The sequence below is a fragment of the Rhizobium sp. 01L419 genome (genome assembly GCF_056400025.1).
Genome location: NZ_JBFTSM010000009.1, coordinates 24,591 through 50,122 on the forward strand (window position 1 = coordinate 24,591; position 25,532 = coordinate 50,122).

Annotated in this window: 27 protein-coding genes and 1 tRNA gene; 20 read left to right on the top strand and 8 right to left on the bottom strand. The window is 60.8% G+C overall.

What is annotated here, in order from left to right; genetic code table 11:
* Window positions 1–128 precede the first annotated feature (128 nt).
* Window positions 129–1,544, top strand: coding sequence for a lipopolysaccharide biosynthesis protein (locus AC1DUP_RS18435; RefSeq protein ID WP_477833632.1), 1,416 nt, complete (start codon window positions 129–131; stop codon window positions 1,542–1,544).
* Window positions 1,545–2,822, top strand: a complete 1,278-nt coding sequence (locus AC1DUP_RS18440; protein ID WP_113299061.1) for a GNAT family N-acetyltransferase — start codon at window positions 1,545–1,547, stop codon at window positions 2,820–2,822.
* On the opposite strand, the gene AC1DUP_RS18445 is transcribed toward AC1DUP_RS18440, so the two are convergent.
* The gene (locus AC1DUP_RS18445; protein ID WP_477833634.1) at window positions 2,819–4,456 is read right to left on the bottom strand and encodes an AMP-binding protein; all 1,638 of its coding nucleotides are present in this window, start codon (window positions 4,454–4,456) and stop codon (window positions 2,819–2,821) included. The genes AC1DUP_RS18440 and AC1DUP_RS18445 overlap by 4 nt on opposite strands.
* A gap of 222 nt (window positions 4,457–4,678) precedes the next feature.
* Here AC1DUP_RS18445 and AC1DUP_RS18450 point away from each other — a divergent pair, with 222 nt between their 5' ends.
* Both AC1DUP_RS18450 and AC1DUP_RS18455 read left to right on the top strand, forming a co-directional pair.
* Entirely contained in the window at window positions 4,679–5,659 is a 981-nt protein-coding gene (locus AC1DUP_RS18450) for an aldo/keto reductase (RefSeq protein WP_113299062.1), read from the top strand.
* A 292-nt stretch (window positions 5,660–5,951) separates the two neighbouring features.
* Window positions 5,952–6,746 carry a class I SAM-dependent methyltransferase gene (locus AC1DUP_RS18455; protein WP_113335095.1) on the top strand — a complete coding sequence of 265 codons (795 nt, stop codon included), beginning with the start codon at window positions 5,952–5,954 and terminating at the stop codon, window positions 6,744–6,746.
* Here the strand turns inward: AC1DUP_RS18455 and AC1DUP_RS18460 are convergent.
* Complete coding sequence (locus AC1DUP_RS18460; protein ID WP_477833637.1) at window positions 6,743–7,321, bottom strand: TetR/AcrR family transcriptional regulator; 579 nt, start codon at window positions 7,319–7,321, stop codon at window positions 6,743–6,745. The genes AC1DUP_RS18455 and AC1DUP_RS18460 overlap by 4 nt on opposite strands.
* A 124-nt stretch (window positions 7,322–7,445) precedes the next feature.
* On the opposite strand from AC1DUP_RS18460, the gene AC1DUP_RS18465 reads away from it, so the two are divergent.
* Window positions 7,446–8,741, top strand: coding sequence for an MFS transporter (locus AC1DUP_RS18465; protein ID WP_113312011.1), 1,296 nt, complete (start codon window positions 7,446–7,448; stop codon window positions 8,739–8,741).
* A gap of 84 nt (window positions 8,742–8,825) precedes the next feature.
* Window positions 8,826–8,910: transfer RNA gene (locus AC1DUP_RS18470), tRNA-Leu, on the top strand.
* 115 nt (window positions 8,911–9,025) lie between these two features.
* On the opposite strand, the gene AC1DUP_RS18475 is transcribed toward AC1DUP_RS18470, so the two are convergent.
* Window positions 9,026–9,337, bottom strand: coding sequence for a hypothetical protein (locus AC1DUP_RS18475; RefSeq protein ID WP_477833639.1), 312 nt, complete (start codon window positions 9,335–9,337; stop codon window positions 9,026–9,028).
* A 157-nt stretch (window positions 9,338–9,494) separates the two neighbouring features.
* On the opposite strand from AC1DUP_RS18475, the gene AC1DUP_RS18480 reads away from it, so the two are divergent.
* The gene (locus AC1DUP_RS18480; RefSeq protein ID WP_113299067.1) at window positions 9,495–11,240 is read left to right on the top strand and encodes a cation:proton antiporter domain-containing protein; all 1,746 of its coding nucleotides are present in this window, start codon (window positions 9,495–9,497) and stop codon (window positions 11,238–11,240) included.
* Window positions 11,241–11,333: 93 nt separating this feature from the next.
* Here the strand turns inward: AC1DUP_RS18480 and AC1DUP_RS18485 are convergent, their stop codons facing one another.
* A complete protein-coding gene (locus AC1DUP_RS18485; protein ID WP_113299179.1) occupies window positions 11,334–11,636 on the bottom strand; it encodes a hypothetical protein in 303 nt (100 codons plus the stop codon).
* Window positions 11,637–11,834: 198 nt separating this feature from the next.
* Between AC1DUP_RS18485 and AC1DUP_RS18490 the strand changes: the two genes are divergently transcribed.
* On the top strand, window positions 11,835–12,425 hold the full coding sequence (locus tag AC1DUP_RS18490) for a YqaA family protein (protein ID WP_113299068.1): 591 nt from the start codon (window positions 11,835–11,837) through the stop codon (window positions 12,423–12,425).
* Window positions 12,426–12,447: 22 nt separating this feature from the next.
* On the top strand, window positions 12,448–12,963 hold the full coding sequence (locus tag AC1DUP_RS18495; protein WP_113299069.1) for a disulfide bond formation protein B: 516 nt from the start codon (window positions 12,448–12,450) through the stop codon (window positions 12,961–12,963).
* A 9-nt stretch (window positions 12,964–12,972) separates the two neighbouring features.
* On the opposite strand, the gene AC1DUP_RS18500 is transcribed toward AC1DUP_RS18495, so the two are convergent.
* Together AC1DUP_RS18500 and AC1DUP_RS18505 are read right to left on the bottom strand one after the other, a co-directional pair.
* Window positions 12,973–13,530, bottom strand: a complete 558-nt coding sequence (locus tag AC1DUP_RS18500; protein ID WP_113299070.1) for an HNH endonuclease — start codon at window positions 13,528–13,530, stop codon at window positions 12,973–12,975.
* Between the two features lie 112 nt (window positions 13,531–13,642).
* Window positions 13,643–14,329 carry a DNA-3-methyladenine glycosylase family protein gene (locus AC1DUP_RS18505; RefSeq protein ID WP_477833643.1) on the bottom strand — a complete coding sequence of 229 codons (687 nt, stop codon included), beginning with the start codon at window positions 14,327–14,329 and terminating at the stop codon, window positions 13,643–13,645.
* On the opposite strand from AC1DUP_RS18505, the gene gluQRS reads away from it, so the two are divergent.
* Window positions 14,328–15,209, top strand: coding sequence for a tRNA glutamyl-Q(34) synthetase GluQRS (gluQRS, locus tag AC1DUP_RS18510; RefSeq protein WP_113312010.1), 882 nt, complete (start codon window positions 14,328–14,330; stop codon window positions 15,207–15,209). The two genes, AC1DUP_RS18505 and gluQRS, sit on opposite strands and share 2 nt — an antisense overlap.
* Here gluQRS and AC1DUP_RS18515 read toward each other — a convergent pair.
* Window positions 15,174–16,145 (bottom strand): YihY/virulence factor BrkB family protein, encoded by a 972-nt coding sequence (locus AC1DUP_RS18515; RefSeq protein WP_113312009.1) that lies wholly within the window; start codon window positions 16,143–16,145, stop codon window positions 15,174–15,176. The genes gluQRS and AC1DUP_RS18515 overlap by 36 nt on opposite strands.
* 68 nt (window positions 16,146–16,213) lie before the next feature.
* On the opposite strand from AC1DUP_RS18515, the gene AC1DUP_RS18520 reads away from it, so the two are divergent.
* The 7 genes from AC1DUP_RS18520 (at window position 16,214) to AC1DUP_RS18550 (ending at window position 21,608) form a co-directional block, all read left to right on the top strand.
* On the top strand, window positions 16,214–17,047 hold the full coding sequence (locus AC1DUP_RS18520; protein WP_477833646.1) for an SDR family oxidoreductase: 834 nt from the start codon (window positions 16,214–16,216) through the stop codon (window positions 17,045–17,047).
* Window positions 17,048–17,064: 17 nt separating this feature from the next.
* A complete protein-coding gene (locus AC1DUP_RS18525; protein WP_113299075.1) occupies window positions 17,065–17,268 on the top strand; it encodes a twin transmembrane helix small protein in 204 nt (67 codons plus the stop codon).
* A gap of 13 nt (window positions 17,269–17,281) precedes the next feature.
* The gene (locus AC1DUP_RS18530; RefSeq protein WP_477833648.1) at window positions 17,282–17,860 is read left to right on the top strand and encodes a cob(I)yrinic acid a,c-diamide adenosyltransferase; all 579 of its coding nucleotides are present in this window, start codon (window positions 17,282–17,284) and stop codon (window positions 17,858–17,860) included.
* A gap of 37 nt (window positions 17,861–17,897) precedes the next feature.
* On the top strand, window positions 17,898–18,683 hold the full coding sequence (locus AC1DUP_RS18535; protein ID WP_477833650.1) for a rhomboid family intramembrane serine protease: 786 nt from the start codon (window positions 17,898–17,900) through the stop codon (window positions 18,681–18,683).
* 183 nt (window positions 18,684–18,866) lie between these two features.
* On the top strand, window positions 18,867–19,616 hold the full coding sequence (locus AC1DUP_RS18540; protein WP_113299078.1) for an electron transfer flavoprotein subunit beta/FixA family protein: 750 nt from the start codon (window positions 18,867–18,869) through the stop codon (window positions 19,614–19,616).
* A gap of 22 nt (window positions 19,617–19,638) precedes the next feature.
* Window positions 19,639–20,580 (top strand): electron transfer flavoprotein subunit alpha/FixB family protein, encoded by a 942-nt coding sequence (locus AC1DUP_RS18545; RefSeq protein WP_477833653.1) that lies wholly within the window; start codon window positions 19,639–19,641, stop codon window positions 20,578–20,580.
* Between the two features lie 146 nt (window positions 20,581–20,726).
* Window positions 20,727–21,608, top strand: coding sequence for a 3-hydroxybutyryl-CoA dehydrogenase (locus AC1DUP_RS18550; protein WP_113299080.1), 882 nt, complete (start codon window positions 20,727–20,729; stop codon window positions 21,606–21,608).
* Window positions 21,609–21,788: 180 nt separating this feature from the next.
* Here AC1DUP_RS18550 and tlpA read toward each other — a convergent pair whose 3' ends face one another.
* Window positions 21,789–22,451 carry a thiol:disulfide interchange protein TlpA gene (gene tlpA / locus AC1DUP_RS18555; protein ID WP_477833655.1) on the bottom strand — a complete coding sequence of 221 codons (663 nt, stop codon included), beginning with the start codon at window positions 22,449–22,451 and terminating at the stop codon, window positions 21,789–21,791.
* A 26-nt stretch (window positions 22,452–22,477) separates the two neighbouring features.
* Here tlpA and argH point away from each other — a divergent pair, with 26 nt between their 5' ends.
* The 3 genes from argH to lysA all read left to right on the top strand — a co-directional run bounded on the left by argH (window position 22,478) and on the right by lysA (window position 25,491).
* Window positions 22,478–23,881, top strand: a complete 1,404-nt coding sequence (gene argH / locus AC1DUP_RS18560; RefSeq protein WP_477833657.1) for an argininosuccinate lyase — start codon at window positions 22,478–22,480, stop codon at window positions 23,879–23,881.
* 134 nt (window positions 23,882–24,015) lie between these two features.
* On the top strand, window positions 24,016–24,210 hold the full coding sequence (gene lptM / locus AC1DUP_RS18565; protein WP_113299082.1) for an LPS translocon maturation chaperone LptM: 195 nt from the start codon (window positions 24,016–24,018) through the stop codon (window positions 24,208–24,210).
* A 12-nt stretch (window positions 24,211–24,222) separates the two neighbouring features.
* Window positions 24,223–25,491, top strand: coding sequence for a diaminopimelate decarboxylase (gene lysA, locus AC1DUP_RS18570; protein WP_477833659.1), 1,269 nt, complete (start codon window positions 24,223–24,225; stop codon window positions 25,489–25,491).
* Window positions 25,492–25,532: the final 41 nt, after the last annotated feature.

The following is a 25,532-nucleotide window of genomic DNA, read 5'->3' on the forward strand; positions in this document are numbered from 1 at the left end:
TTGCCTTCCTCCCATTTTTGGTCATGAGCCGCAGGTACTTCGGCAACCGCGGCAATACCGTTTCTTAACCCTGGTCTGGCAAGACTTGCCGGTGCGAATGCCCTGCCCTTAGAGTTTTGCGTGTTAAAATGGCGGTCATAGAAACAGCGGAAAAAATGCTGCCGGCGGGGCTGCGGCCGATGGCCGGCCCCGTGCTGCGCATGCTCGCCACCGTGCTGACCGATCGGGGCGACAAGGCAGCCGCGCAACGCATGGCGCTGATCGCCTTTTCGATCCGCATTCTGAGCGCCGCACTCGCCTTCCTGTCGCAGATCGTGCTCGCCAGGCTGATGGGTGAATATGAATACGGCATCTTCGTTTTCGTCTGGGTGCTGGTCGTCCTCTGCGGCGATCTTTCATGCCTCGGCTTCCACACCGCGATCGTCCGCTTCCTGCCGCAATATCGCGCTGCCGGCGCCTTTGCCGAGATCCGCGGCCTGACCGGCATCGCGCGCGTTTTCGCGCTGCTCTCAGGTACGACCGTTCTCATCGCCGGCATGCTCGGCCTGCATTTCTTCGGCGACAGGATCGAAAGCTATTACCTGGTGCCGATCTTCCTCGGCCTCATGGCCATGCCGATGATCGCGCTCGGCGACATCCTCGAGGGCACGTCACGGGCCAATCATTGGCCCGTCATGGCGCTCAGCCCGGTCTATATTGTCAGGCCGATCCTCATCATCCTCTTCATGCTGGCTGCGATCTTCTCCGGCGCACCGCACACGGCGGTTACCGCCATGCAGGCAGCACTTGCGGCAACCTTCGTCACCGCGCTCGGCCAATATGCCGCTACGCTCTATCGGATGCGCAAGCATTACGATGCCGGCCCCCGCAAGGTGGATTTCGTGGAATGGCTGGGTGTCGCCTTCCCGATCTTCCTGATCGAAGGTGTGAGCTTCCTGCTCACCAATTCCGACGTCGTCGTCGTCGGCATCTTCCTGGAGCCGCATGACGTCGCGATCTATTTCGCAGCGGCCAAGACCATGGCGCTGGTGCATTTCATTAATTTCTCGGTGAAGGCCGCCTCCGGCCCGCGCTTCTCCGCCATCATCGCCGAAGGCAACCGGGCCGATCTCGCGGCTGCGGCCATCGATGCCGCCCGCTGGACCTTCTGGCCTGCCCTCGGCGTCGGTCTCGCGGTCCTGGCGGCCGGGCATCTGCTGCTGTCGCTTTTCGGCGGTGCATTCACGGCCGGTTATATGCTGATGGCGATCCTGCTCGCCGGCATCCTCGCCAAGGCACTCGTCGGTCCTGCCGAAACGCTTCTGATGATGGCGGGCAAGCAAAACCTCTGCGTCGCACTTTATGCCGGAGCACTCACCGCCAATGTCGGCCTCAACATCCTGCTGATCCCGCATTACGGCATCGTCGGCACCGCGATCGCCACGGCCTCCGCCATGGCCGTGGAAGCAATCCTGCTGCATGTCTTCGTACGCCGCGCGCTCGGCTTCACGCTTTTCGCCTTCGCCACCCCTTCCGCCGCAACGCCAGAAATGAGAGCCCGATAGATGGTACGCGTACCACCCATCACCGAGAGTACCGACAGCAACGCGAACCGCATGGTTCACGATCTTGCCGCGCTCAAGTTCGAAGCACCGCAGGCCGAAGGGCGCATCGAAATCGGCCGGCCGGGCCGTGAACTCTGCCTTTACCCCGGCAAGCTCGGTTACGATCTGCAGGAGGAACTGGACTTCCTCTCCAACCGCGCGATGGAGCCGAACGTCTTCTTCAGCGGCCGTTTCCTGGCCCCGGCCATGCCGCGGCTGGAGGATCGGCAGGTCAATTTCGCCATTATCAGAGACCTGAACGAGAAGCGCAGCCGTATGCGCCTGCTCATGCCCTTTTCCGTCGACAAGCCCGGTTTCGCCGTTGGCCCATCGATCATCCGCGGCTGGGCAAACAGCTTCGGCCCGCTCGGCACGCCCTTGGTCGATGCCGAGGACGCGGCCGAGACGCTGGACAATCTCTTCGAGGGCCTGATCACCCCGGATCTCGGCCTGCCGGGCACGCTGGTACTGCCTGATGTGCGGCTGAACGGCATCTTCGTGCGCATGGCAAAGGCCGTTGCGCTGAGCCGCAACCTGCCGCTGACCATCGCCAATCCCTATGAGCGGCCGATGTTGCAGAGCGATGACGACGCCATTGTCTATCTCGGCCGCACCGTATCCTCTTCCCACCTGCGCGAGATGCGCCGCCAGTGGCGGCTGCTCGAAGAGCTCGGGACGGTCGTCCACACGGTTGCCCGCCAGCCGCGCGAGATTCACATGCGCTTCGAGGAATTCCTGGCGCTGGAGGCCGGCGGCTGGAAGGGCAAGCGCCGCAGCGCGCTGGTGACCGACCGTTATCATACCGCCTTCGCCCGCGAGGCCGTCTCCAACCTGGCGGAGATCGATGCCGTGCGCATCCACACGATCGACCTCAAAGGCAAGGCGATTGCCTCCGTGGTCGTGCTGATGATGGGCGGCGAGGCCTACACCTGGAAGACCGCCTATGACGAAAGCTATTCCCGCTATTCGCCGGGCAAGCTGTTGATGAGCGAACTGACCGAATGGCATCTCGACGACGCCAATGTCGTGCGCTCGGATTCATGCGCCGTCTCCGACCATCCGATCATGAGCCGCTTCTGGCGGGAACGCGAGGAGATGGGCACGCTGGTGATCGGCCTCACCCAGAACGGCGACCGCGACATGCGCCAGGTTGCCGCCCAGCTTCACATGTACCGCAGCACCCGCAACATGGCGAAGATGCTGCGCGAGAAGATCATGTCGCTTGCCGGCCGCGGCTAGGTTGCAGCTTCCTTTGCAGCCTTTTCCCGCAACAGCCGGCGGATGACCTTGCCAGTGGTCGTCAGCGGCAGGGCATCGATGAATTCAACCTCGCGCGGATATTCGTGCATCGAAAGTCGCGTCTTCACCCAGTCCCGGATTTCCGCTGCCAGTTCCGCACTCGGGCTGTAACCCGGCGAAAGCACGATATAAGCCTTGACGATCTCCGTACGCAGCGGATCGGGCTTGCCGACGGCCGCCGCAAGCTGCACGGCCGGATGGCCGATGAGACAGTCCTCGATCTCCGCCGGGCCGATGCGGTATCCCGACGACGTGATGACATCGTCGTCACGGCCGGCAAAAGTGATGTAGCCCTCCGCATCCTGCCGGCCGATATCGCCGGTCAGCAGCCAGTCCTTGGCATACTTCCTCTCGGTCGCGCCAGGATCGTTCCAGTATCCGAGAAACATCACCGGATCCGGGCTGGCAATGCCGATCTGCCCCTGCTCGCCGACCGGCAGTTCGTCGCCTTCATCGCTGACGATAGCCACCCTATGGCCCGGCGAGGCACGCCCGATCGCGCCGGCCTTCGATACGCCGAAGGCTGCACTCGAGGCCAGCACGAAATTGCATTCGGTCTGCCCGTAGAATTCATTGACGGTGACGCCGAGCGTGCGGCGCACCCATTCGTAGGTCTCGCGCCCCAGGGATTCACCTGCCGAGCCAATGGTGCGCAGCACGAGATCATATTTCGAGCGTGGATCCTCGACGGATTTCAGGAGCCGCAGCGCCGTCGGTGGAATGAAGGCGTTGCGCACCTTCATCTCGGCCATGATGCGATAGGCCATGTCGGCATCGAATTTCTGTGCCGGCGAGGAGACGACAGGCGCGCCGAGCAGCAGGCTTGGCAACAACGCATTGAGCAACCCGCCAGCCCAGGCCCAGTCGGACGGAGTCCAGACCTTGTCTCCGGACTGCGGAAAGCCCTCGTGGGCAAACTGCATGCCGGGAATATGGCCAGCCAAAACTCGATGACCATGCAGCGCGCCCTTCGGCGGCCCCGTCGTGCCGGACGTAAAGATCATCAGCGCCGGCTCATCCGGTCCCGATCGCGCAATTTCGAAAGTGGAGGAATAGGCAGAGACCAGATCGGCAAAGCCGAGCGTGCTTGCGGAGGCTCCCTCTACGCTGATGATATGTTTGACGTCAGGCAGCCGTTCGCGGATCTGGTTGACGCGCGCAAGCCCGAAACCATTGGTGACGATAGCTGTCGCACCCGCAGCCTTCAGCCGGTACTCCAGCGCCTCGACACCGAAAAGCAGCGCAAGCGGCAGGGCGATCGCGCCCATCTTGTAGATCGCCACATGCGAAATGACTGTCTCGAAGGATTGCGGCAGAAGCAGCGCCACACGGTCTCCCCTCCCGATGCCAAGTGCCGCAAGCGCGTTGGCGAGGGACGAGGAACGAGCGGCAAGTTCGCCGTAGGTCAGCGACAGGTGATGGCCGTCGGGGCTGAAATGTTCGAGGCAGACGCGGTCGGGATCACGCGCGGCCCAGTCGTCGCTGACGACGCGACCGATATTAAAATCCTCTGATATCTGCCAGGAGAAATCGCGGTAGAGCGTGTCGTATCGATCGCCGGGCGGCAGTTTCATAAGCATGATCTCGTAAAATGCTGCACCAGCTAACACCTCACCGTGCGGATGTGCAAGCGATGTAATCCGCAAGGACGAGACGACGTTCCGCATGCTCATCATGTATTATTGCGCTAACGGCAGAACACATTCTCCGCTAGCTCGCTGAGACTGTGACGATTTCTGCGCTACATCATGCGCATGCGCCTCGGGAGTCGCTGAAATTCATCACGGAGCACTTTCATGGAATATGTAAAACTCGGGAAAACCGGTCTCGAAGTCTCGAAGATCTGCCTTGGCTGCATGACCTATGGCGACCCGGACCGCGGAAACCACGCCTGGAGCCTGTCGGAAGAGGAAAGCCGAAAATTGCTCAAGCAGGCGATCGATCTCGGCATCAATTTCCTCGACACGGCCAACACCTATTCCAATGGCTCCTCCGAAGAGATTGTCGGCCGCGCCATCAAGGATTTCGCCAAGCGCGAGGATATCGTGCTTGCCACCAAGGTGTTCAACCGCATGCGCCCCGGCCCGAATGGCGCCGGCCTGTCGCGCAAGGCGATTTTCGACGAGATCGACAACAGCCTGCGCCGCCTTGGCACCGACTATGTCGATCTCTACCAGATCCATCGCTGGGACTATACGACGCCGATCGAGGAAACGCTGGAAGCTCTCCATGATGTCGTCAAAGCCGGCAAGGCGCGTTATATCGGCGCTTCCTCCATGTATTCCTGGCAATTTGCCAAGGCGCTCTACACCTCCCGCCTCAACGGCTGGACGGAATTCGTCAGCATGCAGGATCACGTGAACCTGCTCTACCGCGAAGAAGAACGGGAAATGCTGCCTTTCTGTGAGGATCAGAAGATCGCAGTCATTCCCTGGAGCCCGCTCGCCCGTGGCCGCCTGACCCGAGATTGGGACGAAAAGACCAACCGCAGCGAGACTGATGAATTCGGCAAGACGCTCTACAAGCAGGCCGAGGATGCCGACCGGAAGATCGTCGAGAAGGTCGCCGAAATCGCCAAGGCCCATGGCGTTTCCCGCGCGCAGGTCGCCACCGCCTGGATCCTCCAGAAAAGCGCCGTCACCGCTCCGATCATCGGCGCCTCCAAGCCACAGCACCTGATCGACGCCGTCGGCGCGCTGTCGGTAAAGCTTGGCGCCGAGGATATTGCGGCACTCGAAACACCCTACATTCCGCACAATGTCGCCGGCTTCAAATAAGCCGCCGGATTGCGACCTCCCTCGGCATTGGCGGGGGGAGGCTCTTTACACTTCCTGAAGTCAGGACTTCCAGGCAAGCGACCTCTTTGTCGCCTCTTCATCGAAATCGGCCGCCACGGAATATGAGCTCACCCCGCTCGGGCGCGACCTATGGAAGCAGATCATGCCGATGTGGCGCAGGGCCGCCGAAAACGTCGCCTCTTTCGAGGCTGCGCGTGCCCGCAGCAAGAGACCATCACGAGCCGGTCACACTTAGGTCTTAGCGGTTTGCGGTAAACAGAGGACCGTCCGCATGACCATCGTTCCTTTCGACGCTCACCGCTTTCGCAGCACCGCTGTCTATTACAGCCGTTTCCGCGTTCCCTATCCTGACAGGCTGATTGAACGTGTTACCGAAAGAACCGGCCTGAAGCCCGGCGAGCATATACTCGATCTTGGCTGCGGGCCGGGACCGCTCGGCGTCGCCTTCGCGCGCCTCGCCGGCGGCGATGTGACCGGGCTCGATCCCGAGCCGGAAATGCTGGAGGTCGCACGCGAAAATGCCGCGGAAACCGGTGTCGACGTGCGGTTCATCCAGGGCTCGTCTTACGATCTCGGCCCGGATCTGGCGCCGCTGAAACTTGCCATCATGGGCCGTTCCTTCCATTGGATGGACCGGCCGGCAACTCTTGCAGCACTCGACAAGCTCATCATTCCGGGCGGCGCCGTCGTTCTCTTCTCCGACAAGCATATCGCCGCGACACCGGATTGGCGCGACGTGCTGCATCAGCTCTCGGAGACCTATTCGCCGGAAAAAAGCGCCGAACGCAAATTGCGTCGCGCGCCGGAATTCGGCCCGCATGAGACAATCCTCCTGCGCTCCCCCTTCCACAATCTGGAACGCATCGGCATCGTCAACGAAAGGGTGATCGGGGCGGAAGACATCATCGGCCGTGCCTTCTCCATGTCCGTCACCTCGCCACAGGCGCTGGGTGACAAGACACAGGAATTCGAGGCAGCCTTCCGCAATGAACTGGCCGCCCTGTCACCGGACGGCAGGTTCATCGAAACCGTTGAAAGCCACGCGCTGATCGCCTTCCGCGACTAGGACCGCGGCTCGGAATCGAGCTTGCGGCGCATCGTCACCAGAAACTGTTCGGCCAGCGCTCGATCCTCAACCGCGCGGGCAAGGATAACGGCCCCCATCATCGAGGAAAGCGTGGTCGTCGCATTGGCGCGGCGCTCTTCCGGCGTCTCACCCGGCACAATATTCTTCAGCACATCGACCAGGGTGGACAGGCCCTCGCTGAAGGTTGCACGGACCGCACCTTCACTGCGGCTGACTTCCTGGATCAGTGAAGCGAACACACAGCTTCCGCCGGGATCATCGACCGTGCGCCAGTCAATGTAGTGATCGAGCAGTGCCCGGAGCGGTCGGTCGGGCGCATTGGCGATCAATTCACGCCAGCGCTCTTCGACGCGCTCGATCAGCTTGCGGCTAACCTCCAGCGCAAGACCGTCTTTCGATTCGAAATGGCCGTAGAATCCGCCATGCGTCAGGCCCGCAGCCTTCATGATGTCGGCAACGCCGACGCCATCAAACCCGTTTTCGCGGAAAAGCACGCTGGCCGCCGTCAGGATCTTCTCGCGGTTTTCTGCAAATTTCTCGCGGCTGACCCGCATTTTTCGTCTCCGGAAATGGTCGCTTGACAATTTATATGATGTCCATCATCAATACGCAACAAATATGATGATCATCATGTAAAACTGCCTTGTATTGTCCCCTTCCCACTAACGGAATTTGCCCATGGTCTCTGCAGTCCTTGCATCATCCCTTGCCCGGCGAAACATCCACTATGGATGGGTCGTCGTTGCCGCCACCTTCCTGACCATGCTGGTAACCGCCGGCGCAATGGGCGCGCCAGGTGTCCTTATCAAACCGCTGCAGGACGAATTCGGCTGGGAAACCTCGCAGATTTCCTCTGCTCTCGCCGTCCGCCTGATCCTCTTCGGCCTGATGGGTCCCTTCGCGGCCGCCTTCATGAACTATTTCGGCGTTCGCAAGGTCATCGTCTTCGCGCTGGCGCTCATCGGTGCCGGCTTCGTCGGCTCGCTGTTCATGACCAAGCTTTGGCATCTCTTGGCGCTGTGGGGTGTCGTCGTCGGCTTCGGCACCGGCCTGACTGCCATGGTACTGGCGGCCACGGTTTCCACCCGCTGGTTCGTCAAGCATCGCGGCCTCGTCGTCGGAATGCTCTCGGCAAGCTCGGCAACCGGCCAGCTCGTCTTCCTGCCGCTGATGGCGGAACTGACCGAACGCTACGGCTGGCGCGCCACCGTCTTCTTCGTCTGCGCCATGATCATGGTCGCCGCCCTTCTCGTGCTGCTTTTCATGCGTGACCGTCCCTCGGACGTGAACCTGCCGTCGGTCGGCGAAACCCAGATCGCGCCGGCTCCGGCACGCGGAACTCTCATCGCCGCACTGGTAACGCCGATCACCGTCCTGAGGGAAATTTCGAAGACGTCCACTTTCTGGATCCTGTTCGCCACCTTCTTCATCTGTGGTCTCAGCACCAACGGCCTTATCCAGACGCATTTCGTGACGCTCTGCGGCGATTTCGGCATCATGCCAGTTGCCGCCGCCAGCGTTCTCGCCGTCATGGGCATCTTCGATTTCTTCGGTACGATCGGCTCCGGCTGGCTCTCCGACCGTTTTGACAATCGCTGGCTGCTTTTCTGGTATTACGGCCTGCGCGGTCTCTCGCTGCTTTTTCTGCCCTTCAGCGATTTCAGCTTCTACGGCCTGTCGATCTTCGCCGTCTTCTACGGCCTCGACTGGATCGCCACCGTACCGCCGACCGTCAAGATCGCTGCCGACCGCTTCGGCCGTGAAAAAGCCGGCCTCGTTTTCGGCTGGGTCTTTGCCGGCCACCAGCTGGGTGCAGCGACTGCAGCTTACGGCGCTGGCCTGTCACGCACGGCCCTGGAAAGCTACCTGCCCGCCTTCTTCATCGCCGGCGCTTTCTGCCTGCTGGCCTCGATCCTGGCAATCACGCTGAAGAAATCCGGCCTCACTGGCCCGGGTGAGGCAGTCGCCCACTAAACCTTGATTTCCAAACGCCAAAACTTCGCCCGCCGTCTTGCACGCGCGGGCGAACGCATGTTAGACAGCCGCCTCGTATTCGCTGCCCCATTGGCGGAATTGGTAGACGCGCTCGACTCAAAATCGAGTTTCGAAAGAAGTGCTGGTTCGACCCCGGCATGGGGCACCAGATATCTCTGAGATAAACGGATTTCATTTTTGCCTACGCCCGATGGCGAGGGGTGAACTTGGCTGACAATGCTGAAGACCCGGCGGAGTGGGGTGCCGGGTCTTCAGTCTGCCCACTAATTACAACGGCGAACCGTTTTCGTGACAGCGCCTTCATCGGTCTGACGGGTTACACTGCGGGTGACACAACGGTCACGGTCCCGATCGCGGTAGCGATCACGTTCGCGCACCGCGCCGAACGTGATGCCGCGATCGCTAATGGTTACACCGGGACGGGCCCGGTCACGGTCACGGTCATACCGATCGTAATGATCATAACCGTCGTATGCACGCTCGCGTGTGACCGTCACGCTGTCTGCCATTACAGGGGCTGCGGTCGAGCCCAGGGCAAGGGCAACGATTGCACAGTTGATGATGATCTTTCGCATCTTTCTTCTCCTTGTCGTCGTGTATAAGCAACGACACGGGAGCTTAGTGGTTCCGCCAAAAAGCCGGCCATTTAGGCCTGATCCATCCAAATCAACTCTTTAACTTTGCCGGCGCTTCATCCTAAAGTGCCGGCCGCAGGGCATTTTGAGAGGGCTGATGCATCAAGAAGCGGGACTCATCGCAACGGTAGCCATAAGCTTCGTCTTCGCGGCAATTCTTGGCTATGGCGCCGACAGGCTGCGGCTGCCGCCGCTGGTCGGCTATCTCGTCGCCGGTATCGTCATGGGCCCGTTCACACCGGGCTTCGTCGCCGATACGGAGCTGGCGAGCCAGCTTGCCGAAATGGGTGTGATCTTGCTGATGTTTGGCGTAGGCCTGCACTTTTCCGCATCTGATCTTTTGGCTGTCCGCGGCATCGCCGTTCCGGGCGCCATCGGCCAGATCCTGCTTGCGACCCTGCTCGGCATCGGTCTCGGGGAGTTGTGGGGCTGGAGCCTCGGCGCCGGCATCGTTTTCGGGCTCAGCCTTTCGGTCGCCAGCACCGTCGTGTTGCTGAAAGCGCTGGAAGAGCGCAACCTCGTCAACACCGCAGGCGGGCGCGTTGCCGTCGGCTGGCTGATCGTCGAGGATCTCGCCATGGTGCTGGCGCTCGTCCTGCTGCCGGCCCTTGCCGAACTTCTGGGCGGTCACGCAAGCGACGCCGCCACGCACGGCCTCGATCTGCCGCTTTCGGTGACGATCGCACTCACCTTGCTGAAGGTTGTGGCCTTTGCTGCCATGGCGATCTTCCTTGGCCCCCGCATCGTGCCCTGGCTTCTGACATTGATTGCCCGGACCGGCTCACGTGAACTCTTCACGCTCACCGTGCTCGCCATCGCGCTTGGCATCGCCTTCGGCTCGGCGGCGATCTTCGGCGTTTCCTTTGCGCTCGGCGCCTTTTTCGCAGGCGTGGTCATGAGCGAATCCCATCTCAGCCATCGCGCCGCCGCCGATTCCCTGCCGCTGCAGAATGCCTTCTCGGTGCTGTTCTTCGTCTCGGTCGGCATGCTCTTCGACCCTTCGATCATCGTACATCAGCCTCTCGCCGTCATCGGCGCACTGGCACTGATCATCATCGGCAAGGCGGTCATCTCCTTCGGCATCGTAGCCCTGTTGCGTTATCCGATCGGCATGGGGCTGACGGCAGCCGGCGGCCTTGCCCAGATCGGCGAGTTCTCCTTCATTCTCGCCGGCCTTGGCGTTTCGCTCGGGCTCCTGCCGCACGAGGGACAAGACCTGATCCTCGCCGCAGCAATTCTCTCCATCACACTGAACCCGCTTGTCATCTTCGTGGCGGAGAAGCTGAACCGCAAAATCAAGAAGAAATGGCCGCGTCTCTACGAAAGCTACGGCCGGAAGAACCAGGATGCCCTGGCGCGGGAACTGGAAAAGATCAGGGCGCTCGGCGAGGAACGCGCGCGCCAGCATCATCTGCGGATCCAGCAACTGGTCGAGACTTTCCCGCTCTTCTCCGAAGTCGGCGAGGATGCGCTCGAGGAACTGCTGCTGCTGTTCAACCCCAAACTCGCCTCGCCCGGCGAGCGCGTCATCCGCCGCGGGGATCGCGGTGACAGCATGTATTTCATCTCTTCCGGCGCAGTCGAAGTACGGCTTGCAAGCGGGGCTGTGCGGCTCGAGCCCGGGGCCTTTTTCGGCGAAATGGCGTTGCTCAGCGGCGGACGCCGCACTGCCGATGTCACGGCCGTCGATTTTTGCCAGTTCGAAGTGCTCGATCGGCGTGACTTCAACATGTTCATGTCGCGCCATCCGCATCTGCGTACGATCGTCAGTGAAATGGCACAGAAGCGCACCGCAATGAACGTGATGCGCCAACAGTGGGAAAAATCCATGGATCTGTCGTAAAAGCGCCGCCGCACGGGCCGCAACGTCACGAGGTGGGAACAGTGCGCAGGCCTCGTTATTCCCGCACATCGTGCGATCTGCGGGCAGACCTGATCACGCTGTCGTGATGTCGTCTATCTTCGGCCAGTAGAGATCCGAATGGTAATCGGCCGGGATCGGATCGAGCCTGGAAATCGCTTCGGCGGCAAAATTGATCTGCATGGCGAGATATTTGAGTACGGCCGGCATCGGCACACCAGCGGCAAATTCCATGACCCGTGAACGGTTATAGCCGCTGGCACCAAGACGTCGCGCCGCCTCACGGCGGACATCCTCGCTGTCCGGCCTACGGCTCTCGGCTCCGCGACCCCGCTGTTCGGCCGCAGCGAGCCCGCCTTCTATCACCCTCAATCGCATGGCATGCCACCCGGTATTTCGACTCGCATAAAGCTTGCCGCAGATTCGCCGGCTTGCCATCCCGCGAAATTTTGGGAGGAGGAGTCGACGCAGATCACGAAATTTTCAACACTAAACCCGGTAAGCCGCAGGCCGAGCATTTACAGCGTCGTGATCGCCCCCTAATGCTTTGTGCGTTGCAACAGGGAAAGGAAACGGATGCTCCGCAGACTTTACGACTGGACCATGTCTCTGGCCTCGAAAAAATCGGCCGAAGTCTGGCTCGCCGTCATCGCCTTCGTCGAAAGTTCCGTCTTTCTCGTTCCCGCTGACGTGCTCTTCCTGCCGATGGCGCTCGCCAAGCCCGAGCGCTCCTATCGCTATGCGATCGTCGCCACCGTCGCCTCGGTGCTCGGCGGCATCGCCGGCTGGGCGCTCGGCTATTACGCCTACGAAGCTGTGGCACGCCCGGTTCTTGAATTCTATGGAAAGCTCGATGAATTCGAGCAGATGAAATCCTACGTCACTTACGAGACGATCCTGCTGCTGCTCGTCACCTCAGGTCTGGCGCATCTGCCGCCGATCAAGATCGTGACGATCCTGTCCGGCGTCATCCACGTCAGCTTGCCGCTTTTCATCGTCTCAGCGATTATCGCTCGCGGCGCCCGCTTCCTCTTCCTCGCCTGGCTGCTGCGCCGTTACGGCGAGCCGATCCGTCACTTCATCGAGAAGCGCCTCGGACAGATCGTCGGCATCGGCGCGGCGTTCGTGATCGTGCTATATCTAGCCTACCGATATCTTGCCCACTGAGCCAACTTCGCGGAGTTCCGCCATGAACGCCTCCACCCTGCCGCTTGCCCGTTCGGGCGTCGTCTACTCTCTGCTGCTTGCCATCGGCATGGCCGTGGTCGTCGGAACGGCTCTCGGCTTCCAGTATATCGGCGGCTATATTCCCTGCGCGCTCTGCCTGCTGCAGCGCCAGCCCTATTACTACGGCATTCCGATCGCCATCCTCGGCGCCGTTGCGGCCGTCATCGGCCTGCCGAACTGGATGACGCGCGCCATCATTCTCGCCGTCGGCATCCTGATGCTCGTCGGCGCCGGCATGGGCGTCTATCATTCGGGCGTGGAATGGCATTTCTGGGCAGGCCCGGCTACCTGCTCGACCACGGCAAGCAGCATGACGACCAATGCCGGCGACCTTCTGGGCGAACTGAACACGATCAAGGGCCCGTCCTGCACGGATGCAGCGCTACGCGTTCTCGGCCTGTCTTTTGCGGGCTGGAATGTGATCGCAAGCCTGATCCTCGCGGCCTTCGCCTTCTGGAGCGTGAAGAAGACTGCGTAGGGGCTTCGATCAGGGCTGCAGCTCGGTATCCCAGTAAAGGTAGTCGAGCCAGCTATCGTGCAGATAGTTTGGCGGGAAAAGCCGGCCGTTATTGTGCAGATCCTGCACCGTCGGCTGGTATGGCTTCTGAGCGGGGAACATGCCTGCCTGCTTCGGAAGCTTGCTGCCCTTGCGCAGATTGCAGGGCGAGCAGGCCGCAACGACATTCTCCCAGGTCGTCTCGCCGCCATGAGCGCGCGGGGTGACGTGGTCGAAGGTCAAATCGTCATGCGCACCGCAATACTGGCACTCGAACCTGTCGCGCAGGAAGACGTTGAAACGAGTGAAAGCAGGATTGCGGGATGGCTGTACATAAGTTTTCAGGCAAACGACACTCGGCAGCCGCATCGAGAAGCTCGGTGAGGAAACCTCGTGCTCATATTCCGCGATGATGTTCACACGGTCGAGAAATACCGCCTTGATCGCGTCCTGCCAGGACCAGAGCGACAAGGGGTAATAACTCAGCGGCCGGTAGTCAGCGTTCAGAACGAGCGCCGGCAGGGCCTGTGGGGAGACTGCAATCGTCAAGGAGCCCTCCTGGATCGATTCGGCATCTGCACTTGTATATTAGGCCGGTTGTTACAGGATTGTGAAGTCCAATAAATTCAGCGGATAAAGGCGAATTGAGGGAGGGCGTCCGTTAGCCGATCGGCAGCACGTCGCGACGCATTTTTGCGGCGTAATAAGCCCAGAAAAGCCGGGCGGCGACCGAGCGCCACGGCGACCAGATTTCCGCAAGCCCCGCGAGCGCCTTGGCCGGCGGGCGTTCAGCGAGACCGAATGCCGCAGCGACAGCGGCCTGAAGTGCGACGTCGCCGGCTGGAAACACATCCACATGCCCGCCGCAGAACATCAGATAGACCTCTGCTGTCCAGGGACCGATTCCCTTCTGCGCCACCAGTTCGGCGAGCGCTTCGCCGGGTGGTTTTTGGACCAGTTCGTGCAGATTGATTCGCCCGGAAGCGACGGCCTGTGCGATCCGCGTCAGCGTGTCGGCCTTGGCGCGGGACAGTCCGAATTCACGCCAAGCCTCGGGATGAAGCAGTATGTAAGTCTCAGCGCTCAGCAATCCGCTCTCGGGCTGCATCTTCCGCCAGATCGCCTCAGCGCTGGCGCGCGATACCATTTGCGAAACGATGATGTGGGCAAGGCCGGCAAATCCCGGCTCGCGAAGCCTGAGCGGGACAGAACCTGCCTCCCTGGCAATTGCCACGAGCCGGGGATCGAGAACAAGAAGAGCGGCAAGCCCCTCCTCGATATCCTTCTCTTTGCTGATGACCCGCACCTTGCCTCGCGATCGCTTCAAATCCATGCCAGAAGAAAGCATGATCACGACTCCGCGTCAAAAACCCCTATTCCGTTTCGCCCCGAGCCCCAATGGGCCTTTGCATCTCGGTCACGCGCTGTCGGCTTTCCTGAATGACGACATGGCCAAGGCCGCAGACGGCCGGCTGCTGCTGCGTATCGAAGACATCGATCTGACGCGCTGCACACCCGAATTCGAGGCCGGCATTTACACCGATCTCGAGTGGCTGGGCATTGAATGGGAACGGCCGGTCCGTCGCCAACAGGAACATTTTTCCGAATACCAGGCAGCTCTTCGTTCACTGATCGAACGCGGACTGGTCTATCCCTCTTTCCTGACGCGCGGTGAAGTCAAAACACGCCTCGCCGCCTATGAGAGAGCAGGCGAACGCTGGCCTCGCGATCCCGACGGCACGCCGTGCTATCCAGCCGACGACCGTGACCGCAGCGAGGAAGAGCGCGATGCGATGCTGGCATCCGGTCTCAAACATGCATGGAGGCTCAACATGAACAGGGCATTGGATCTGATCGGTGTACCGCTGTTCTGGACGGAGACCGGTGATGAGCGGAAGGGCGAAATCCTGGCCGAGCCCGGCGCCTGGGGCGATGTCGTTCTCTCACGCTCGGATGCCCCCTCCAGCTATCACCTCTCCGTCGTCATCGACGATGCGCTGCAGGGCGTGACCCATGTCGTACGCGGCCTCGACCTCTTCCACGCCACCTCGGTACACAGGCTGCTGCAGAACCTGCTCAACCTGCCACAGCCCGTCTATCACCATCATCGACTCGTTGCGGATGGAGAGGGCCGAAAGCTTTCCAAGAGCCAGAGCGACACCGGCCTTGCGGAATTGCGCGCAAGTGGTCTGTCAGCTGCCGATATTCGCCGTCTTGTCGGGCTTTGAGCCGGCAACGCGGTCACGCCCGACCACCGAAAAGGTACGTGAGAAATTGCGCAACACCCGAAACTTCATCAATGCCGCATTGATCTCCGCTCCGACGATGAAGATGACGCTCACCATGTAAAGGAAGATCAGCACGATCATGACGGATGCCAGGCCGGCATAGGTGGCGGTGTAATTGGCGAAGGTCGCGAGATAATAAGCAAAGATCAGCGCGCCGGCGAGCCAGAGCAGCAGGGTCAGAAATACACCCGGAACGACGTCGAACACGCGACGCTTGCCCGAAGGCAGCCAGAGATGGACGACCAAAAGGCCAAGTGTCAGGAGCACCAGGGTTCCGTAGATACGCCAGCCGAAAACGATTTCGAGCGTGTCGACGGCCGTTGGCAACCATTGGCGCACGACTTCTGGAAGCACTTCGAGAGTGTCGTTATGCAAGAGCCAATCGCGCGCATAATTGAGACCGACGGGAACGGCGACGAGCAGGATACTGATGGCGGCGACAATAATGACCGCAACAAGAACATAACCGAGGCTGAAAAGACGTGTCAGGTACCACGGCCTGGTTTCCTGCACTCGGTAGGCGCGGTTGAGAGAGATGCGCAGTGCCTCTACGCCATTCGAGGCGAAATAAGCGGCCGCCAGTACAGAAATCGTGAGAAGACCGCCACGGGGGATTGTCAGAACTTCGACAAGTTGATCCGAAAGCGGTTTGGCGATTGCCTCCGGCCAAGTGTCAAAGATGAAGTGGATCGCATAAATCGAAAATTGGTCGGCCCCAAGGAAATTGGCGAGCGCCGTGCCGAAGATCAGGAAGGGAAAGACCGCAAGCAGGCTCGAAAGCGCCACATGGCTTGCCATGGCAAAACCGTCATCGTCGATGAGGTGGCAGATGGCATCATAGACCACATCGTACAGCGTGCGCAGGATTTTCGGCATTCGGCTTCCCAATTGTATCCTTTCGGCGAATATGGGAAACGAGTCCCATTTTGTACAGGAATCATTGAATGGCCGACCAGCGCACCATCGTCGTAACCGGATGCTCTTCCGGCATCGGCGCCTATTGCGCACGCGCCCTGAAAGCCGACGGCTGGCGTGTCTTTGCCACGGTGCGCAAAACCAAGGATCTATCGCCGCTCGAAGCAGACGGCATCGAAGCCCTCCTGATGGACTACACGCAGCCCGAAACGATCTCGGCACTGGTAGGTGCAGTGACCGAACGCAGCGGCGGCAGGATCGATGCGCTGTTCAACAACGGCGCCTACGGGCAGCCGGGCGCGGTCGAGGATATCTCCACACAGGTGTTGCGCGAGCAGTTCGAAACCAACGTCTTCGGCTGGCACGAACTGACCAGGCAGGTCATTCCCTTCATGCGCCGGCACGGTCAGGGCCGCATCGTGCAATGCTCCTCGATCCTCGGCCTCGTGCCCTACCGCTATCGCGGCGCCTACACGGCCTCGAAATTCGCGCTGGAAGGCCTGAGCGTCACCCTGCGCATGGAACTGCAGGGAAGCGGCATTCACGTCAGCCTGATCGAACCGGGACCGATCACCAGCCGCTTTACGGCAAACGCGCTGGCGAAGATCAAGGAACATATCGACCTCGAAAATTCACCCCATGCGGTCGAGTACCGCCGACAGCTTGCCCGCCTTGAAGGCTCAGGCCCGGTCAACCGCCACAAGCTTGGCCCCGAGGCCGTCTATGCAGTATTGACGCATGCATTGAACTCGAAAAATCCAAAGCCACATTATCCCGTAACGACTCCGGCTAAACAGGGCATATGGCTGAAGAGGCTGCTTCCGGCCGACCTCTTCTACCGCCTGATGCGCTGGACGGATTGAGAAGAAAAGAGACTGCCATGTCCACGGTCACCTACGTCATCGCGATCATCGTCATGGGCCTCGTTGCCCTCGTTTTGATCCGCGGCCTGTTCAACATGATGAAGGGTGGCGACGCAAACCTTTCCAACAAACTGATGCAGCTTCGCGTGCTGTTGCAGGCGATCGCCGTCCTCCTGATCATGCTGACGCTCTGGTTGACTGGCGGCGGACGCCCGAGCTGATCTGAGAGCGGCAATGGTAAAGCTCAACAAGATCTACACCAGAACCGGCGATGATGGCACGACTGCGCTGGTCTCCGGCCCGCGCCGCACCAAACACGACCTGCGCGTCGAAGCCTACGGCACCATCGACGAAGCCAATTCGGCGATCGGCGTGACAAGATTGCACACGGCGGAGCTAGCCGAACTCGACGCCATGCTGGCGCTGATCCAGAACGACCTCTTCGATCTCGGCGCCGACCTCGCCACACCCGAAACTGCTGAGCCGCCGGCCTACGAGCCGCTGCGCATCGTCGAAAGCCAGGTGAACCGGCTGGAGCAGGACATCGACAGGCTGAATGCCGATCTGGAGCCGCTGAAATCCTTCGTGCTGCCAGGCGGCAGCCCCGCCGCCGCCCATCTGCACCTCGCTCGCACGATCGCGCGGCGCGCCGAACGGCTGATGGTCGCGCTCGCCCGCAGCGACGGAGAAACTGTCGGCGCCGCCGCACTCAAATACGTCAACCGCCTCTCCGATTTCCTGTTCGTTGCCGCCCGTCATGCCAATGATGGCGGCAAGGCAGATGTGCTTTGGGTTCCCGGAAAAAACAGATAGGTTCGTCACAGTCACGATCGCCCGGGGGCAGGCTTTCATGTTCATACCGCTGCACGATGCAAATACGCTGAAGCACATTAAAGTTCAGTGGGTCACACTCGGCCTGATGGCGGCAAACATCGCGGCCTGGATTTTCACCTCGGTCGAAAGCGAGCAGGTCGCGCAGGCCACGACCATAGGGCTCGGCTATATCCCTGCCATCATCTTCGGCCATGCAGTATTGGCGCCGGGGCTGGAGATCGTGCCGGAAGCAGCGACCTACATCACCTATTCCTTCATCCACACCGGCTTCTGGCATCTTGCCGGCAACATGATCTTCCTCTGGGTCTTCGGCGACAATGTCGAGGACGCGATGGGACACCTGCGTTTCCTCGTCTTCTACCTAGTCTGCGCTGCGGCCGGCGCCCTCTGTCATGGTCTACTGATGACGACGTCGGAAGCGCCGCTCGTCGGCGGATCGGGCGCGATTTCGGGTGTGGTGGCCGCCTATCTGATGCTGCATCCGCGCGTACGGGTCTGGGTGCTGGTCTTCTTCCGCGTGCCGTTGCCGCTGCCGGCCTTCATTCCGCTCCTGCTCTGGGTCGGTCAGCAGTTCTTCATGCTGCTGATCGATCCCGACGGCAACGTGTCATGGAGTGCACATGTCGGCGGCATCGTCACGGGCACCCTACTTATTCTCATCCTACGCCGGCCAGGTGTGCCGCTTTTCGATCGGCAGATCGTCACCCCGCGCGCCGTCCAAGATCGGCTGGTCCCCATCCGCGTTACTGCGTCGGGCATGCCTATGCCGCCTCGCCTGCCATGGGGGCGCGACAAGCTTTAATATTGACGTGAACGTAAACGTTAATATATTGCCGTTCAAATCGACTGGCTACGCGATGGAAGCGTTGTATTTGGAGGAAAAACGCGTATCCATGTCGCCATTCGACAATCGGAGCGGCGCCCGAGCGCGCATTTTCCCAGACGTCTCTGTTGAAGGCCCATCTCTGTTCGAAGGAAGGACCCCATGAAAATTCTCGTCCCAGTCAAGCGCGTTGTCGATTACAACGTGAAGATCCGCGTCAAGCCGGATGGATCGGGCGTCGACCTTGCCAATGTCAAGATGTCGATGAACCCGTTCGACGAGATTTCGGTCGAGGAGGCCCTTCGCCTGAAGGAAGCCGGCAAGGCCGAGGAAGTGGTCGTCGTCTCGATCGGCCCGGCCAAGGCCGAGGAAACGTTGCGCACCGCTCTCGCCATGGGCGCCGACCGCGCCATCCTCGTCGAGACCGATGATGCGGTCGAGCCGCTCACTGTGGCAAAGATCCTCAAGGGTGTTGCCGACGCCGAACAGCCGGGCCTTGTTATCGTTGGCAAGCAGGCGATCGACGACGACAGCAACCAGACCGGCCAGATGCTCGCGGCCCTCCTCGGCTCGGCCCAGGCGACCTTCGCCTCCAAGGTCGAGATCGACGGCAACAGCGCCACCGTTACCCGTGAGATTGACGGCGGCCTGCAGACGATCAAGGTCAAGCTTCCCGCCGTCGTGACGACCGACCTGCGTTTGAACGAGCCGCGCTACGCCACGCTGCCGAATATCATGAAGGCGAAGAAGAAGCCGCTCGACAAGAAGAGCCCGGCCGATTTCGGCGTTTCCACCACTCCGCGCCTCAAGGTGCTGAAGACGGAAGAGCCGTCCGGCCGCAAGGCGGGCGTGAAGGTGAAGTCGGTCGCCGAGCTTGTCGACAAGCTCAAGAACGAAGCCGGCGTACTCTAAGGTTCGAGAAAGGAATACGATCATGGCCATTCTTCTTCTGGCTGACCACGACAATGCGAGCCTCTCCGACCAGACCGGCAAGGCCCTGACCGCTGCAACGCAGATTGCCAGGGAAGCGGGAACCGACGTCCACGTTCTCGTGGCCGGCAAGGGCGCCAAGGCGGCAGCCGATGCAGCTGCGAGGCTCTCCGGCGTCTCCAAGGTGCTACTCGCCGAAAGCGACGAACTCGCAAACAATCTTGCGGAACCGCTCGCCGACCTGATCATTTCGCTGGCCGGCAGCTATGATACGATCGTCGCCGCTGCGACCTCGACCGGCAAGAACGTGATGCCCCGCGTCGCAGCCTTGCTCGACGTCGCCCAGGTCTCCGAAATCATCGAAGTGGTTTCGGCCGATACCTTCAAGCGTCCGATCTATGCCGGCAATGCCATCCAGACAGTGCAAGCAACTGACGGCAAGAAAGTCATCACCGTGCGCACCGCCTCCTTCGCATCGGCTGGCGAGGACGGCTCGGCTGGCGTCGACGCAATTCCGACCGTTTCTGATCCGGGTCTCTCGAACTTCGTGTCCGACGCGCTTTCAGCCTCGGAGCGACCGGAACTGACGTCTGCCAAGATCATCATTTCCGGCGGCCGCGCGCTCGGCTCTGCGGAAAAATTCAAGGAAGTCATCCTGCCGGTTGCCGATAAGCTCGGTGCTGCCGTCGGTGCCTCGCGCGCCGCCGTTGATGCCGGTTACGCCCCGAACGACTGGCAGGTCGGCCAGACCGGCAAGGTCGTCGCCCCGCAGCTCTACATCGCCTGCGGCATCTCCGGCGCTATCCAGCATCTCGCAGGCATGAAGGATTCGAAGGTCATCGTCGCGATCAACAAGGATGAGGAAGCCCCGATCTTCCAGATCGCCGACTATGGACTTGTGGCAGACCTCTTCGACGCCCTGCCGGAACTCGAAAAAGCCCTCTGATCGGGCACATTGCCTTCTTTTCGCACTTGCGAATGGCTGGAAAATTGTCTTCTATCGGTCTACTACTTTTGCCGGGCGATGTTTCGTCCGGCAATTTCATATAGAAATACCGGCAGCGCGGGGGTGTATGCCGGGCGGGGGTGGAGATGAGTGCGGTGTTGAAGAATATTGGTATCATCGGTGCCGGCCAGATGGGCTGCGGTATCGCTCATGTTTCGGCCGCCGCAGGATACAAGGTTCATATCTACGATCTCTCGCAGGACCGCATCGAATCCGGCCTTGCCACCATCAACGGCAATCTCGCCCGACTGGTGACAAACGGCAAGATGACGGACGAAGAGCGCAGCGCCGCCCTTTCGCACATCACCGGCTCAGCCGATGTCAATGACCTCGCCCCCTCCGATCTGGTCATCGAGGCGGCGACCGAGGACGAAAGCGTCAAGCGCAAGATCTATACGCAGGTCTGTCCGGTACTGAAGCCGGAAGCGATCCTCGCCACCAACACTTCTTCGCTGTCGATCACCCGGCTGGCTGCAGCAACGGATCGCCCTGAGCGCTTCATGGGCATTCACTTCATGAACCCGGTTCCGGTCATGAAGCTCGTGGAACTGGTGCGTGGCATCGCGACCGAGGAAACAACCTTCTCCGCCGCCCGCGAATTCGTCGCATCGCTGGAAAAGACGGTTACGGTCGCCGAGGATTTCCCAGCCTTCATCGTCAACCGCATCCTTTTGCCGATGATCAACGAGGCGATCTACACGCTTTACGAAGGCGTCGGTACGGTCGATGCCATCGACACCGCCATGAAGCTCGGCGCCAACCACCCGATGGGACCGCTGCAGCTTGCCGATTTTATCGGCCTCGATACCTGCCTTTCGATTATGCAGGTGCTGCATGACGGTCTCGCCGACAGCAAGTACCGCCCCTGCCCGCTGCTGGTGAAATATGTCGAGGCCGGCTGGCTCGGCCGCAAATCCGGCCGCGGCTTCTACGATTATCGCGGCGAAACACCGGTTCCGACCCGCTAAGCTGAGCTCTCGCCTGAATAGGCGAATGGAATAAACGCTCGCGAAATGCTTTCCTTGCCGTGAACGGGAGGAAATACCATGTCGAGCGAATTGCCGATATTCTTGTTGCAGTGCTGTGTCCTGATCGGACTTGCGGGTGTCTTCCTCATCCGAGGCGCCGGCGACTCCTGACCGACGCGCCTAAGAACCCACGGCACCTCTGATCAACGCTTTGGCATCTTCACTGTCCCATGCGGCCGGACCATTCATGGCGGAGATCAGGCAGCCCTTGTCGTCGAGCAACAGCGTGACCGGCAGACCGAAGGCGAGGCCTTCCTTCTTGAGGCTGTTGAAGACGCCGATCGTGTTGTCGCGGTAGAGCTGCAATGCATCGACACCGATTTCGCTGAGAAACGCCTTCGGCTTTTCGTCATCGCCGGTGTCGATGTTGACGGGTACGACCTGGAATTTGTCGCTGCCCATTTCCTTCTCCAGCGCGTTCAGTGCCGGCATCTCCTCGCGGCAGGGCACGCACCATGTGGCCCAGAGATTGAGAAGCACGGTCTTGCCGGCAAAATGATCGAGCGTCATCGGCTTGCCGTCAGGGCCGTTGAAGGCAACGGCTTCAAGCTTCTTCGGCTGATTGGCGGCAACCATGGCGGCGACCTGGCCCCTCATGAGTGGCGTCAGATTGGCGGCGTGCTCTTTCGTCAGTGGGCATTCGGCCGAAGCCGTATCGCCGACGCCATTGCCAATCCCCGTCTCCTTCACGTATACCGCTGCCGCACCGGCAACGATGCCAGCAACGGCAGCGATTGCGATCAGTTTCACGGACGGCAGGCCGAAGGGTTTTTTCGTCGTCATTTCATTCTCCAGGACGGGCATCTTCCATGGCCGAGGACAACACGGACACCAAATCCTCCAACCAGATGTGGGGTGGACGTTTCGCCTCCGGCCCCGATGCGATCATGGAGGAGATAAATGCCTCGATCGGTTTCGACAAGAAGCTGTTTGCCCAGGATATCCGCGGATCGATCGCCCACGCCACGATGCTTGCCCATCAGGGCATTATTTCCGCCGAGGATAAGGACAAGATCGTTCACGGGCTAAACACGATCCTGTCAGAAATCCAAAGCGGCAATTTCGAATTCTCGCGCCAGCTCGAAGACATTCACATGAATGTCGAGGCCCGGCTTGCGACCCTCATCGGCCCGGCGGCCGGTCGCCTGCACACTGCCCGCTCGCGCAACGACCAGGTGGCGCTCGATTTCCGCCTCTGGGTCAAGGAAGAGTTGCAGAAGACCGAGGCGATGCTGACCAAGCTGATCGCAGCTTTCCTGGATCGCGCCGAGGAACATGCTGATAGCGTCATGCCCGGCTTCACACACCTGCAGACCGCTCAGCCGGTCACCTTCGGCCACCACTGCATGGCCTATGTGGAAATGTTCGGCCGCGATCGCTCACGCGTGCGCCATGCGATCGAGCATCTGGATGAAAGCCCGATCGGTGCGGCCGCACTTGCCGGCACCGGCTATCCGATCGACCGTCACATGACGGCGAAGGCCCTCGGCTTCCGCGAGCCGACCCGCAACTCGATCGACACTGTCTCCGATCGTGACTTCGCCATCGAATTCCTCGCGATTGCCGCGATCTGCGCCGTGCATCTCTCGCGCCTCGCCGAAGAGATCGTCATCTGGTCGACGCCGCAATTCGGTTTCGTGCGCCTCTCCGACGCCTTCTCGACCGGTTCCTCCATCATGCCGCAGAAGAAGAACCCTGACGCCGCCGAGCTCGTGCGCGCCAAGACCGGCCGCATCAACGGTTCGCTGATCGCCCTGCTGACGATCATGAAGGGCCTGCCGCTCGCCTATTCCAAGGACATGCAGGAAGACAAGGAACAGGTCTTCGACGCCGCCGAAAGCCTGGAACTGGCGATTGCCGCCATGACCGGCATGGTGCGCGACATGACGATCAACACGGCAAAAATGAAGGCCGCTGCAGGCTCCGGCTATTCGACGGCGACCGATCTTGCCGACTGGCTTGTGCGCGAGGCAGGCCTTCCCTTCCGCGATGCCCACCATGTCACCGGCCGCGCTGTCGCGCTTGCCGAAAGCAAGGGCTGCGATCTCGCCGAGCTTCCGCTCGCCGATCTGCAGGCGATCAATTCCGCCATCACCGACAAGGTCTATGACGTGCTGACGGTCGAGGCCTCTGTCGCCAGCCGCAAGAGCTTCGGTGGCACCGCACCGTCGGAAGTCCGCAAACAGATCGCCTACTGGCGCGCTCGCAACTGAAGCACCTCCGGGTGAAGGGCAAACCGCCTCTCCGTCCGGAAATGCGCTGAGCATTAAGCTTCAATAATCAGGGTGCACAAGGTTGATAAACTTCGCTATGAAGATGCCAGCCAGTGCCCGATATGAGGATATCCATGCAGACGAGCTTGCCGCATCTCATCCGCCTTACGGTGGTTTTTGCCGTCATCGGCCTTGCCGTTGCCGGATGCGGCCGCAAAGGCGACCTCGATCCGCCGAGCGCCAATGCGACGAAGGGGGGCGATATCTCCAAGCCGACGAAACAACCAGGTTCCGTCGACAAGCCCTTTATTCTCGATCCCCTTCTCTAAGGCCGGACTCCCGTGAACCATTTCGAGTATCGCGACGGCATCCTCTATGCCGAGAATGTCCCCGTTCCTGAGATCGCCAAGGCGGTCGGCACGCCTTTCTACGTCTATTCGACGGCAACGCTGGAGCGTCACTACCGGGTCTTCTCCGAAGCCTTCGGCGATGTCGATTCCATGGTCTGCTATGCGATGAAGGCCAATTCGAACCAGGCCGTGCTGAAAACGCTCGGCCGGCTCGGCGCCGGCATCGATGTTGTATCCGAAGGTGAACTGCGCCGCGCGCTTGCCGCCGGCATCCCGGCCAGCCGCATCATGTTCTCCGGCGTCGGCAAGACGCCGCATGAAATGGATTATGCGCTGGAAGCCGGCATCTACTGCTTCAACGTCGAATCCGAACCGGAACTGGAGATCCTCAACCAGCGCGCCGTGCGCGCCGGCAAGAAGGCCCCCGTCTCCTTCCGCATCAATCCCGATGTCGATGCCCGCACGCATGCGAAAATCTCGACCGGCAAGAAGGAAAACAAGTTCGGCATATCCTGGGAACGCGCTCGCGCCATCTATGCCCGCGCCGCCAGCCTGCCGGGCATCGAGGTGACCGGCATCGACATGCATATCGGCAGCCAGATCACCGAGTTGCAGCCCTTTGACGATGCCTTCAAGCTGTTGCACGATCTGGTCAGCACGTTGCGCGCCGACGGCCACGATATCCACCACGTCGATATCGGTGGCGGCCTCGGCATTCCCTACAAGGACGACAACAACCCGCCGCCCTCACCGGAGGCCTATGCCGCAATCGTCAAGAACCAGCTTCGCGCCCTGAACTGCAAGATCGTCGCCGAGCCCGGACGCCTGATCGTCGGCAATGCCGGCATCCTCGTGACCGAAGTCATCTATATGAAGGACGGCGGCGAAAAGACCTTCGTGGTTGTCGATGGCGCGATGAACGACCTCATCCGCCCGACGCTCTACGAGGCTTATCACGAGATCATGCCAGTGGTGATTTCGGCAGCCAATGCCCCGCGCATCCGCGCCGATGTCGTCGGCCCCGTCTGTGAGACCGGCGATTACCTCGCCCTCGACCGCGAAATGGCGACGCCGAAGCCCGGCGATCTCCTGGCTGTCGGCACAGCCGGCGCTTATGGCGCGGTTCAGGCCGGCACCTATAACAGCCGCCTTCTGGTGCCTGAAGTGTTGGTCAAGGGCGACGAATTCCATGTCATTCGCCCGCGCCGCACCTACTCGGAACTGATCGGTCTCGATTCCGTCCCGGCTTGGCTGGACTAACGCATATCGCGCAAAAGTGCGCAGCGGTTTTGCGATAACGA

Coding starts and splice junctions, on each gene's coding strand:
- AC1DUP_RS18450 (WP_113299062.1), top strand. CDS start 4,679: ATGGAATATGTAAAACTCGGGAAAACCGGTCTCGAAGTCTCGAAGATC.
- AC1DUP_RS18435 (WP_477833632.1), top strand. CDS start 129: ATGGCGGTCATAGAAACAGCGGAAAAAATGCTGCCGGCGGGGCTGCGG.
- AC1DUP_RS18460 (WP_477833637.1), bottom strand. CDS start 7,321: ATGCGGGTCAGCCGCGAGAAATTTGCAGAAAACCGCGAGAAGATCCTG.
- gluQRS (WP_113312010.1), top strand. CDS start 14,328: ATGATCACGACTCCGCGTCAAAAACCCCTATTCCGTTTCGCCCCGAGC.
- AC1DUP_RS18540 (WP_113299078.1), top strand. CDS start 18,867: ATGAAAATTCTCGTCCCAGTCAAGCGCGTTGTCGATTACAACGTGAAG.
- lptM (WP_113299082.1), top strand. CDS start 24,016: ATGCAGACGAGCTTGCCGCATCTCATCCGCCTTACGGTGGTTTTTGCC.
- argH (WP_477833657.1), top strand. CDS start 22,478: ATGGCCGAGGACAACACGGACACCAAATCCTCCAACCAGATGTGGGGT.
- AC1DUP_RS18495 (WP_113299069.1), top strand. CDS start 12,448: ATGAACGCCTCCACCCTGCCGCTTGCCCGTTCGGGCGTCGTCTACTCT.
- AC1DUP_RS18440 (WP_113299061.1), top strand. CDS start 1,545: ATGGTACGCGTACCACCCATCACCGAGAGTACCGACAGCAACGCGAAC.
- AC1DUP_RS18480 (WP_113299067.1), top strand. CDS start 9,495: ATGCATCAAGAAGCGGGACTCATCGCAACGGTAGCCATAAGCTTCGTC.
- AC1DUP_RS18445 (WP_477833634.1), bottom strand. CDS start 4,456: ATGAAACTGCCGCCCGGCGATCGATACGACACGCTCTACCGCGATTTC.
- AC1DUP_RS18455 (WP_113335095.1), top strand. CDS start 5,952: ATGACCATCGTTCCTTTCGACGCTCACCGCTTTCGCAGCACCGCTGTC.
- AC1DUP_RS18465 (WP_113312011.1), top strand. CDS start 7,446: ATGGTCTCTGCAGTCCTTGCATCATCCCTTGCCCGGCGAAACATCCAC.
- AC1DUP_RS18490 (WP_113299068.1), top strand. CDS start 11,835: ATGCTCCGCAGACTTTACGACTGGACCATGTCTCTGGCCTCGAAAAAA.
- AC1DUP_RS18545 (WP_477833653.1), top strand. CDS start 19,639: ATGGCCATTCTTCTTCTGGCTGACCACGACAATGCGAGCCTCTCCGAC.
- tlpA (WP_477833655.1), bottom strand. CDS start 22,451: ATGACGACGAAAAAACCCTTCGGCCTGCCGTCCGTGAAACTGATCGCA.
- AC1DUP_RS18550 (WP_113299080.1), top strand. CDS start 20,727: ATGAGTGCGGTGTTGAAGAATATTGGTATCATCGGTGCCGGCCAGATG.
- AC1DUP_RS18525 (WP_113299075.1), top strand. CDS start 17,065: ATGTCCACGGTCACCTACGTCATCGCGATCATCGTCATGGGCCTCGTT.
- AC1DUP_RS18535 (WP_477833650.1), top strand. CDS start 17,898: ATGTTCATACCGCTGCACGATGCAAATACGCTGAAGCACATTAAAGTT.
- AC1DUP_RS18520 (WP_477833646.1), top strand. CDS start 16,214: ATGGCCGACCAGCGCACCATCGTCGTAACCGGATGCTCTTCCGGCATC.
- AC1DUP_RS18505 (WP_477833643.1), bottom strand. CDS start 14,329: ATGCTTTCTTCTGGCATGGATTTGAAGCGATCGCGAGGCAAGGTGCGG.
- AC1DUP_RS18530 (WP_477833648.1), top strand. CDS start 17,282: ATGGTAAAGCTCAACAAGATCTACACCAGAACCGGCGATGATGGCACG.
- AC1DUP_RS18485 (WP_113299179.1), bottom strand. CDS start 11,636: ATGCGATTGAGGGTGATAGAAGGCGGGCTCGCTGCGGCCGAACAGCGG.
- AC1DUP_RS18515 (WP_113312009.1), bottom strand. CDS start 16,145: ATGCCGAAAATCCTGCGCACGCTGTACGATGTGGTCTATGATGCCATC.
- AC1DUP_RS18475 (WP_477833639.1), bottom strand. CDS start 9,337: ATGCGAAAGATCATCATCAACTGTGCAATCGTTGCCCTTGCCCTGGGC.